Genomic DNA, 10,042 nt, shown 5'->3' with positions numbered 1-10,042 from the left:
TATAGTAAAAAGAGCAATCGAAGAACCTATAAGAATGATAGCGGCAAACGCTGGATTAGACGGTTCTGTAGTCGCCATAGAAGCCAAAAAACAAAAAGGCAATATGGGATTCAACGCTCTTACGAACGAATGGGTTGATATGTTGAAAACGGGAATTATCGACCCCGCTAAAGTTTCAAGGAGCGCCTTACAAAACGCCGCTTCAATAGCGAGTCAAGTTCTAACGGCGGAAGTTATTATTACCGACATACCTGAACCTGACAAGCCTATGCCACCAATGCCTGGAGGCGGAATGGGCGGTATGTATTAATTAAGTTAGTCTCAAATAGAATTAAAAAGCTCCGATTTTTATCGGGGCTTTTTTATTTTAAAAATATTAAATATATGTATCATAAATATTTTTTGCTACTCTACAACTTCAAAATCTATGTCTATTATATTATATTTAGATAATTTATCGGTGGCTTCTTTTTTCCATTCATTTAATTTTTTATCTTGGTTTTCAAAAAATTCTATTTCAGATTTTAATTCTTTTATTTTATTTTCAAATTCTGAAGTAAAAGATTTTATAAAATTTTCTTTATCTAATGTATCATAAACATTTTTAAATATTGCCTTTACGGTATCAGAGGCATTATTTTTTATATCGTTAAATTCTTTTTCAAGTTTATTATCTTTCCATAATTTATAGCCTTTTAGAAAAAAATCTAATCCTATACTTAATCCTAAAGCGCCTTTACCTATATAACGGGCTAATTTATCGGCTCCCCAAGGTTTAAATTTAATTGATTTTCCAAATTTTTTTAAAACATCTCTAGCTGAAAATACACATTTTTTAATAGCACTAACGGGCATTTTTGCTATTTTACCAAATCCTTGTTTAGCAAATTTTAATGCCATATCTTCTATGAATTTATTAGTTTTATTTATATGATTTTCTATATCAAAACTAAATTTATCATACTTTTCAAGCATGATATTAAAATAGCGCTCGGACATACTATTTAATTTATTTACTATCTTATATCCTACTTCATCTCCTCGTATTCCAATATCAAGCTCTATAATTTCTCCTATAGTATCTGGGCTTGAACTTATTATCCTACTTAAAATTTCATTCTCATAATTATTTAATTCATCTCTAAAATCAGCTATACTTCCAATGATTTCCTTTCTAAATCTATTAAAATCTTCTTCTATTCTTTTAAGCTCCTCTTTTCTCTCGTTACTATTTAATTCTATATATTTTAATTGGTTTTGTGATTCTATAATTTTATTTTTTATAGTATCTCTTATAACATCAAAACTCGTTTTAGAAATTAAATTATCTGCAATAGAGTTTTCTAATATTTTATTTGTTATATTTTGTAATTCGTTTATTCTTGAACGAGAAATATAATCTTCTTTATGTTGCAACCAAAAATTTAGTCCTCTTTCTTGTGGGTCTGCAGAAATACATACTATATTTAATCTTTCTAATTCTTCATCCGTTAAATTAATATAACTTTTTAATCTTTCTATAATAATATTAGTTTTTATATTTTTTTGATTATTAAAGTCTTCTTCGTCTTTTAAATTAGCGGCATCATCCATTTTATTGATTATAAATACTGTGGAATCCAATTTATTTAAATCTCTTAAAATCCACTTAACCGCGTCTTTATGAGAATCTTTTAACGGATTAGCGGCATCGACTACATAAAAAATAATGTGAGCCGAAGATATATATTTTTTAGTTATATCCGACAGTTTTACGGTTTTATTATTTTCTGATTTTTCTTTATCGCCAAATAAACCTGGCGTATCGACTATTTGACACTTATTATACATATTATTAGGATGATATATAAGTATTTCATCGGAAGATTCTTCGGTAGCTATTTTCATATTATCTTTAACTTCTTCCAGCCATCCCGCTATCGCCGTAGTTTTACCATCGGAAACCGCTCCCACCAAAGCTATAGAAAGTATATCCTTATCTACAATTTTTATAGCATCGTCTAACTTTGATATATCTTCGTTAACATCTAATCCCATATCTTTAAGTTTTTCTACAAGAATTTTAAAATCTTGCAAATATTTTTTAACCTCTTCTTTTTTGATTTCAAAACATTCAATGCTTGCCATATTTAAATCTCCTTTAATTCTTTTTCTAATATTTCTAATTTCTCAATTTTATTTGATAACAAATTAAAAATTGTAACTTGTTTATTATAAATATTATCTATATTTTTATTTAATTCGTTAGCAGTATATTTTATTTTGTTAATAACTTCTTTAACTTTATTTTCCATTTTTAACATATTTTCTTTTTTTATTTCATCTAATTCTTCTTCAGATTTTCTCTTTGCTTTTTCTCTTCTTCTATTTGGATTGAATAAAGAGACTATATTTAATAACAAATCTAAAACTAAACTTACTATTCCACTTATAAGAACTGGAAGTGATAATGGAAACAAAACAATACCAAGAATTCCAATTACTATACCTAATAATATTCCGCCTACTTCTTTAAATTTAATATCCATTTCTGAAAACGCTATATCTAATGACATATCTATTTTTAAATCTGAAATATTATCAAAATTATATAACTCTTCTATTTTTCTTAAATCGGTTTTAAATCTTTCTAATCTATTTTTTATATTATCAATCAATTCGTTAATTAATTTATCAGATTTTTCTTTAATATCGTTCTCTAGTTCAATTTTTCTATTATCAACATATTCTTTAATTTCATTTTCAATACGAATTCTATCATTTTTTCCAACAATTCTTCCCATAGTCTCTATTTCAGAAAACATCTTACCTAAAACATCTTGAAAAAATTTATTATACAAATTCTTTGATTTATTGCTATAATTATTATCAAACGATTCTATATAGTCGTTTATAGATTTTTTAAAATCTTCCGTTTCTTTTTTGGAATCTTCAACTATTTTACTATATTTTTCTTTTTCATTCTTTAGCGTTTCTAAAATATCATTAACTCTGACTAATACTTTCTTTATATTACTCTTTATTATATCTTCTTCAAAAGTATTGACTTTATTTTTTATAATTAATGCCATATCGTCTATTTGACTAAACTTACGCATAGAATTATAATCTTGAAAATATTCAAAATACGATTTTTGAGCTTTAAGCAAATCTTTATTTCTTGATGGAATTATAGTGCTAATTTTTGAATTTATATTCGCCAAAGAAGAAAACGATAAAAGCCCTTGAACCATTATGCATTTTTTATAAGTATCATTATCGAAAACTTTAGATAATTTCTTATCCGTTTCATTTAATACTACGTTAGTATCTTTATGAGTATTTCCTAAACTTATTCTATCTTCTTCAAATTCATAAGAATCGGCTTTACCTTTCACATTATAAATTGAATAAACTAAACAATTATCTCTTAAATAACTTTTTATTTTCTTAATAGTCCCTGATTCTGGAGCTTTATTTGTGCCGTTTACATATACTATGGCATGCGCTTTAGCTAAAGCTTCTTTTATAATTTTTTCATATTTACTTTCTTGTCCTTCTATTCCAGGCAAGTCTATTAAAATAAAAGGTTTATCATTATAATTTAATTCATATTTTACATAAGATTTTGTAAAATCGGATTCGCCCGTTCCTATTATTTTGCCGTCTACAGAATATGCTTTTTTTATTTGTTCGTTTAACTCTAATGTATCATTTAATATATCGTATGTAGATTGAACTAAATTATATGACGGCTCAAAAAATTTATTACCAATCCAAATATTATTACAATTCATAAAATTTTAACCAATGATTAAATTATTCCAAAAACAAATTTTAAAATTAACAATACGCTACCGCCCGATAAAATAATTGATAATATTATTGAAAATATAAAACCTTTTTTAATATAGCTTTGTAATTTTTTTATTTCATCAATGCTTTTCATATCTTCGTCCTCTGCGATTTTATTTAGTTTGCTTAAAGAAGATAATAATTCGTTAGACTTTTCTTCTAATTTATCTTCCATAATTTTTACTTCTTTCATATTATTTTCTATTTCTCTTCTTCGATTTAGTTCATCAAAAATAATTCTTAAGGATTCTATTATTGTGCTTTTACCCGCGTTAGTTTCTCCGAAAAAAGCTATAGTAAATTTTTCCCATTCGGAATTCTTTTCTAAAAAATCTATATCCTCATCAAATTGTTTATTAAGTTTTTCCATTTCTTTTATTAACTCCTTAATAAAAATAGTATCTTCCTCTTTTTCAATATTTGCATTAGAAACATCTATTAATATATCGTCAATATCATTTTTTATATCTCGATAAATATTTTTTAAATCTTCTTTAGAATTAATATTTAACATTATGTAAACCTACCATAGCTTATACTATATATTATAAAATTATAATGTCAATATCACAATGTGGTTTAATCTGAATAGAATAAGATTTTATAAAAATTAAAACTTTTAATAGAACAAATAATGTATATAATTTATGCACCCATATCCATTATTCCCTCATTTAGCATATTATCCGTTTCAGGATATGAAGGAAAATCGTTAGGCGAAGATGGAACGGTATTATTTCTTGGATTTGTTCTCGCTTCGTATTTTTCAAGTATTCTCGCCGCAACGGAAGCGTCCATCAAACTTAAAAGGTAAGAAGTCGTGCTATTTCTTCCTTCCGTAGCCGCTATGGAATCCATTTCCAAAAGAACATCTATAACCAAATCGTCCGAACCGTTTGCCGCAAGTTGATTAAGAAGAGCTACAGAATTTTGAGGGGGCATACTGTTAATTTTATTAGCCAAATCGGTAAGAACCAATTGATACTGCGAAGATTCGTCCATAGTAGCCTGATAATTAGACCAAGCGTTTAATAAATTCTGTCTATCCTGTTCTATCAATTCCGACCGGGTATTTAATTCGATTGCTCTGCTTGCGATTAAAGATTCCTGCGCCTCGATATCTCTTTCTCTCAAATTAAAAGATTCGCGCATTTTAGCCAAATCGTCTCTTGCCAAAAGCGACATATCTTCCACTCTCGGTTTTTGGGTAAATCTAGCCATAAGAGGAATATTCGGAGCTATTTTAGTTCTCATTAAAGTATAATAATTTACGACTCCGAAAATATCGAACATATAAAGCAAAGCCGTAAAAGCTATCAAATTAACTATAATCAAAATCGCTATTTTAAATTTCATAATTATATCGCCTCAACTTAATAATCTTATTATAATTATAAAAAAATAATATGTCAACTAATTTATTATCGTAATAAAAAAATATTTAGTTATAATTTTTTAATCTGTTCTTCGTAAAAAAATCATGCTTATATCGTCAGGCAAAGAATTGTTTGAAAAGTTTTTTAATTCTTTTATCATATTTTCTTTGATTACATTGATATTTTTATGCATATTTTTTAAGAAAATAGATTTTAATTTTTCGTCCCCAAACATTTTATTATTATCGTTAAATATTTCGTAAGCGCCGTCCGTAAATAAAAGCAAAGTGTCGTTATGGGCGAGTTTAATGCTCGTTTCGTAATATTGACTCTCTTCCGTCATTCCAACCAAAGGACCTTCGATATCCAAAAAATCAATCTTATTAAAAAAATTTGAATAATATAGAGGTTTTGGCGAACCTCCAGAAGAACAGAGAAAATATCCCGTTTCGTTATTATAAACCGCGTAAAATACGGAAGCGAATAAACTTTTATCAAAACCTTCGTCTATAAAAAATTTATTAAGCTCTTTTATAAATGCCGAAGGAGAAGTATTTTTCGAATCTATAATAGCATGAGTGTCGAAAAAAGATTTTATTAATATCGTAAGCATACTCGCGGCGACTCCATGTCCCGAAACATCGGCAAGCAAAATCGCATAACATCCATCGTTTACGGCTTTTATTCCGCTATAATCTCCCGATACTTCGTTTGGAGCGTAATGATAAACCGCAATATCGTTTTTAGGAATTGAAACATTTCCGTAAGAGAGAATGCTTTTTTGCAATTTTGAAGCGTATTCGATGTCTTTTTTAAGAATATCCATATACATTATATTCGATTCTACCGCTTTTTTTAATCTTATGTAGGATTTCATTTTTAGTAAAAAAATATCTATATCGATTGATTTTTGAAAGAAACCGTCCGCTCCGCATTCAAAAGATTTTATACATTCGGCTTTATTGTCGTTTGCCGTCATAAAAAGTATAACGGTATTGTTTATAAGATTGTCTGCGCTTATATGTTCCGCCAATCTGAAAGCTCCGCCGAAAGGAAGCATATAATCGACAATGATGCAATCTGGAATTTTTTCATGAGCCAAATTAATAGCGTCCTCGTAAGAAACGGCTATATAACATAAATATCCGTCTTTTTTTAAAGCGTTTTGTATGAATTTAGCATAATCTATATTCGAATCGACTATTAAAATTTTTTCCGTTAAAATATTGTTTCTCATAATTTAAAATTTTACTTAATATTAATGAACATATCTTCTCGCTTCCACATTAAATATAAGCCCTATCGACATTGAAAAAGTTAAAATAGAAGAACCTCCGCTGCTCACAAACGGCAAAGTAAGTCCCGTAATCGGCATCATTCCAACAACCATTCCTATATTGATTATGACATGACATAGAAACATTGCTATAACTCCGACTACTATCAAAGCTCCGAGTCTGTCTTTAGCAAAATAAGCGACAGTTATTCCTCTAATAAGAATTACGGCATAAGCCAAAACTACCAAAGAGCTTCCGACAAACCCCCATTCTTCGCATATATTCGAAAAAATAAAATCGTTTACCTGCTGAGGAATAAAATTTAATTGAGACTGACTTCCGTTTAAAAATCCTTCTCCAAATAATCCTCCGCTTCCAACGGCTATCAAAGACTGAATTATATTATAACCAGAACTTAATCTCGTTAATTGAGGATTCATAAATACCAAAAGCCTTTCTTTTTGATAGGTTTTTAATCCTATATCGAATACCAAAGCGGCGCACATACTTAAAAATAAAACGAAAAACATAAACGAAAGCGATTCTATATATTTATTGCTCGTATAAAAGTTAATCGTTAAAAGCAAAACCGCTATGAATAATAATATTCCCGCAAGATAGCCTATATAAATTCTTTGAGATAAAAAATTAAAAAGAACATTATTTATATCGTCCGACATTCTTTTATATTCCAAAAACATAGGAATAGAAAGCCCGATAATTCCAATACTCATCAAAGCCAAAATATATCTTATTGGAACGCCTCCGACAAAAAGCATAACGAAAACTATGAAACAATAAACCAAAACCGTTCCCAAATCTGGTTGCATCAAAACGAGAGCGATTGGAATAACTATAAACAAACCAGCAAGCGCGAAATATTTTTCTTCTTTTATTTTATCTCCAATTTGGTCTAAATATCCCGCAAGAAATATTATCATTACCAATTTTCCAAACTCCGAAGGCTGCATTCCGAAAAGCCAACTGCTGCTTCCGTTAATCGTAGTTCCGACATTTGGAATCAAAACCAAAATCAAAAGAACAATCATTGGAATATATAAAGACATTCTATGTTCGGCTAATTTAGTATAATTAATAAACATAGTTATGCACATAATAACTAAACCTGTTACCGAAAAGAATAGATATTTCAAAAAAAGCCAACTAGTTCTGCTCGCTTCGGCGGAATATGTCGAAGAATAAACGGCGACTCCTCCAGCTATCATTAAAAATATTATCGCAAGCAATATTCTAAAATCGAATATAAATAATTTTTTTATTTCGCTTTTTTCATTCATATCTTATCCTATCGTCATCATTTCTATTTTTCTTTTTAGAATCGTCTTCGTTATCGTTATTTTCTCCGTTTTCGGAAGCTTCGGCTGCGGCTTGTTCTCTTGCAAGTCTAAATTCTTCATAAATTCTTTGCATTCTATAATAAATAGAATTTCTAACTTCTAGAGCGTTTTCTCCAGAAAGTATAGAACGCAACATTGCCGTAGCGATTGGTCCCGCGGTGCTTCCTCCTCCTCCTCCGCTATGTTCCAACATAACGGTAACCGCAACCATATCGTCCGTAGGTCTTTGATTATAAGGTCCGAAAATCGTAATCCAAGTATGGTCTCTACCTTGAGCGTTTTGGGCGGTGGAAGTTTTGGCGGCTAATTTTACATAAGGAGACCAAGCTCCGTTTCTTGCCGTTCCTCCAGCTACAGCCATTCTCATTCCTTCTTTGACAACCGTAAACATACTTTGAGGAATATCCAATTTTTTAACTACAACTTTATCGTTATTGTATATTACCTCGTCCGTTTGCGAACTTCTTATTTCTTTAACAACATGAGGACGATACATAACGCCATCGTTTATAATAGCGGATGTAGCCATATGAACGGCTATCGGAGTTGCGGACATATAACCCTGCCCGATAACATATTGCAAAGTGTCTCCGTCCCACCAATATTCGCCAATTCTTCTTCTCTTCCAATCCGCACTCGGAACTACTCCGATTTTTTCGCCGGGCAAATCTATTCCCGTTGGAGTTCCGAAGCCGAAAATTTCCGCGTATTTTTTTATAAAATTCGGTCCGAGTTCGTAAGCCAAAGTATAAAAATAAGTGTTGCAAGAATATTGAATAGCTTTATACATATTTACATAACCATGCTGTCCTGTGCATCTGTAAAATCTATTTTCAAGAAGCATACCTCCTTGACAAAATACCGTCTTATTTGCCGTGAGCCTGCCTTCCGCAAGAGAACCTGCGGCGGATATTAATTTGAAAGTGGAGCCTGGAGGATATCTTCCTCTTATAGCCTTATTCCAAAAAGGATTGGCGGGATTATTTATAAGTTCGGCGTATTTATCTCTGTCGATTTTTCCTATAAATATATTCGGGTCATACCAAGGCGCGCTAACCATTGCGAGTATTTCTCCCGTTGTAGGACGCGATACGATTATAGTTCCCACTTGTCCGTAAAGCAAATCTTCCGCGTCTTTTTGAATTTTTGAATCTATACTTAAAATAAGTTTTTTTCCGGGAATAGGTCTTCCAACGGCGGGGCTTATAGTTTCTTTTACTCTATTTCTCGAGTCGACTATCCATTGAACATATCCGTCAATTCCTCGAAGCTCCTTATCGTAAAACTGCTCGACTCCTTCCTTTCCAATCATGCTGTTTCTTCTGTAGCCTTCGATTCTTTTGCTTTCAAATTCTTCTTGAGATATATTTCCGATATAACCCAAAATATGAGTCATCGTTTCTCCGAGCGGATAATTTCTAACCGATTTGCTTCCGTAATAAACGCCGGGAAATTCTTCGGCGCGTTCGGCTAAATAACTGATTTGTTCCATCGTCATATTGTCCGTTATTTCGATTGATTCGTAGCTGTTTTTAGGAAGTTTATCCAAAGTCGATTTTATCTGCTCCAAATCTATATTGAATATTTTTGAAACTCTATATAAAAGCTCTTCTCTTTCAAAATAATTTTTAGGCAAATAAGTTGGAATCATATACATAACATAAACTTTAATATTTTCCGCAACCATGATTCCGTTTCTGTCGTATATTTCGCCTCTATGAGCTTCAATAGGTATTATTTGTTCTTTATTGTTTCGAGATAAACCGCTGTAATATCCGTTTTTTATTATTTGCAAATAAAACAATCTTATTATAAGAACCGACACAACGAAAACCGACACGAAAAGAACAACCAAAAGTTTTCTTCTATATCTAAAATCTTCGCCGACAAATTTTTTATCTTTATTTAATTCTATTTCAAACAAATCCATCGAATTTATCCTTTTTAAGAAAATATTTTTAAGAATAATCAAAAATTATATTACAAAAAATACTTTTATCAATACTATAAATAACGGTATTAATTAAAATCTTTTTATTATATTTAAATAAAATTTTAAGATTAAATTTTTAAAATCTTCTTTTCAAAACAATCGCTTTATGCGGACATAATTCTTGACAGCAATAGCAAGTTATACATTTATCGTAATAATATTCTGGCGGGAAATTTTTTCCTTTTTTATTAAAATTAAGCGCAA

9 protein-coding genes are annotated in these 10,042 nt (G+C 30.1%); 1 reads left to right on the top strand and 8 read right to left on the bottom strand.

The genetic code is table 11. The features are described 5' to 3' along the window. Positions 1-310: TCP-1/cpn60 chaperonin family protein (locus tag EZH24_RS03280; RefSeq protein ID WP_272897867.1), on the top strand; the 310-nt coding region annotated here is incomplete at its 5' end. A 95-nt stretch (positions 311-405) separates the two neighbouring features. Here the strand turns inward: EZH24_RS03280 and EZH24_RS03275 are convergent. From EZH24_RS03275 to EZH24_RS15280, 8 genes are all read right to left on the bottom strand, one after another. Then, on the bottom strand, positions 406-2,127 hold the full coding sequence (locus EZH24_RS03275; RefSeq protein WP_137997702.1) for a LeoA/HP0731 family dynamin-like GTPase: 1,722 nt from the start codon (positions 2,125-2,127) through the stop codon (positions 406-408). A 2-nt stretch (positions 2,128-2,129) separates the two neighbouring features. Continuing rightward, complete coding sequence (locus tag EZH24_RS03270; protein WP_137997701.1) at positions 2,130-3,776, bottom strand: P-loop NTPase family protein; 1,647 nt, start codon at positions 3,774-3,776, stop codon at positions 2,130-2,132. 17 nt (positions 3,777-3,793) lie between these two features. Continuing rightward, complete coding sequence (locus EZH24_RS03265; RefSeq protein ID WP_137997700.1) at positions 3,794-4,348, bottom strand: hypothetical protein; 555 nt, start codon at positions 4,346-4,348, stop codon at positions 3,794-3,796. 131 nt (positions 4,349-4,479) lie between these two features. Next, entirely contained in the window at positions 4,480-5,190 is a 711-nt protein-coding gene (locus tag EZH24_RS03260) for a periplasmic-type flagellar collar protein FlbB (RefSeq protein WP_137997699.1), read from the bottom strand. A 99-nt stretch (positions 5,191-5,289) separates the two neighbouring features. Next, positions 5,290-6,447: a fused response regulator/phosphatase gene (locus EZH24_RS03255; RefSeq protein WP_137997698.1), complete on the bottom strand. Its 1,158-nt coding sequence runs from the start codon at positions 6,445-6,447 to the stop codon at positions 5,290-5,292. 21 nt (positions 6,448-6,468) lie between these two features. Further along, positions 6,469-7,785, bottom strand: a complete 1,317-nt coding sequence (locus tag EZH24_RS03250; RefSeq protein ID WP_137997697.1) for an FtsW/RodA/SpoVE family cell cycle protein — start codon at positions 7,783-7,785, stop codon at positions 6,469-6,471. Next, positions 7,778-9,775, bottom strand: a complete 1,998-nt coding sequence (gene mrdA, locus EZH24_RS03245; protein ID WP_137997696.1) for a penicillin-binding protein 2 — start codon at positions 9,773-9,775, stop codon at positions 7,778-7,780. The genes EZH24_RS03250 and mrdA overlap by 8 nt, the downstream gene beginning before the upstream one ends. A 139-nt stretch (positions 9,776-9,914) precedes the next feature. After that, a partial coding sequence (locus EZH24_RS15280) for a 4Fe-4S binding protein (RefSeq protein ID WP_170310830.1) occupies positions 9,915-10,042 on the bottom strand: 128 nt, incomplete at its 5' end.

The organism is Brachyspira catarrhinii, assembly GCF_005518285.1.
Classification (GTDB): domain Bacteria; phylum Spirochaetota; class Brachyspiria; order Brachyspirales; family Brachyspiraceae; genus Brachyspira; species Brachyspira catarrhinii.
This window is presented reverse-complemented; position numbering and strand designations above follow the sequence as displayed.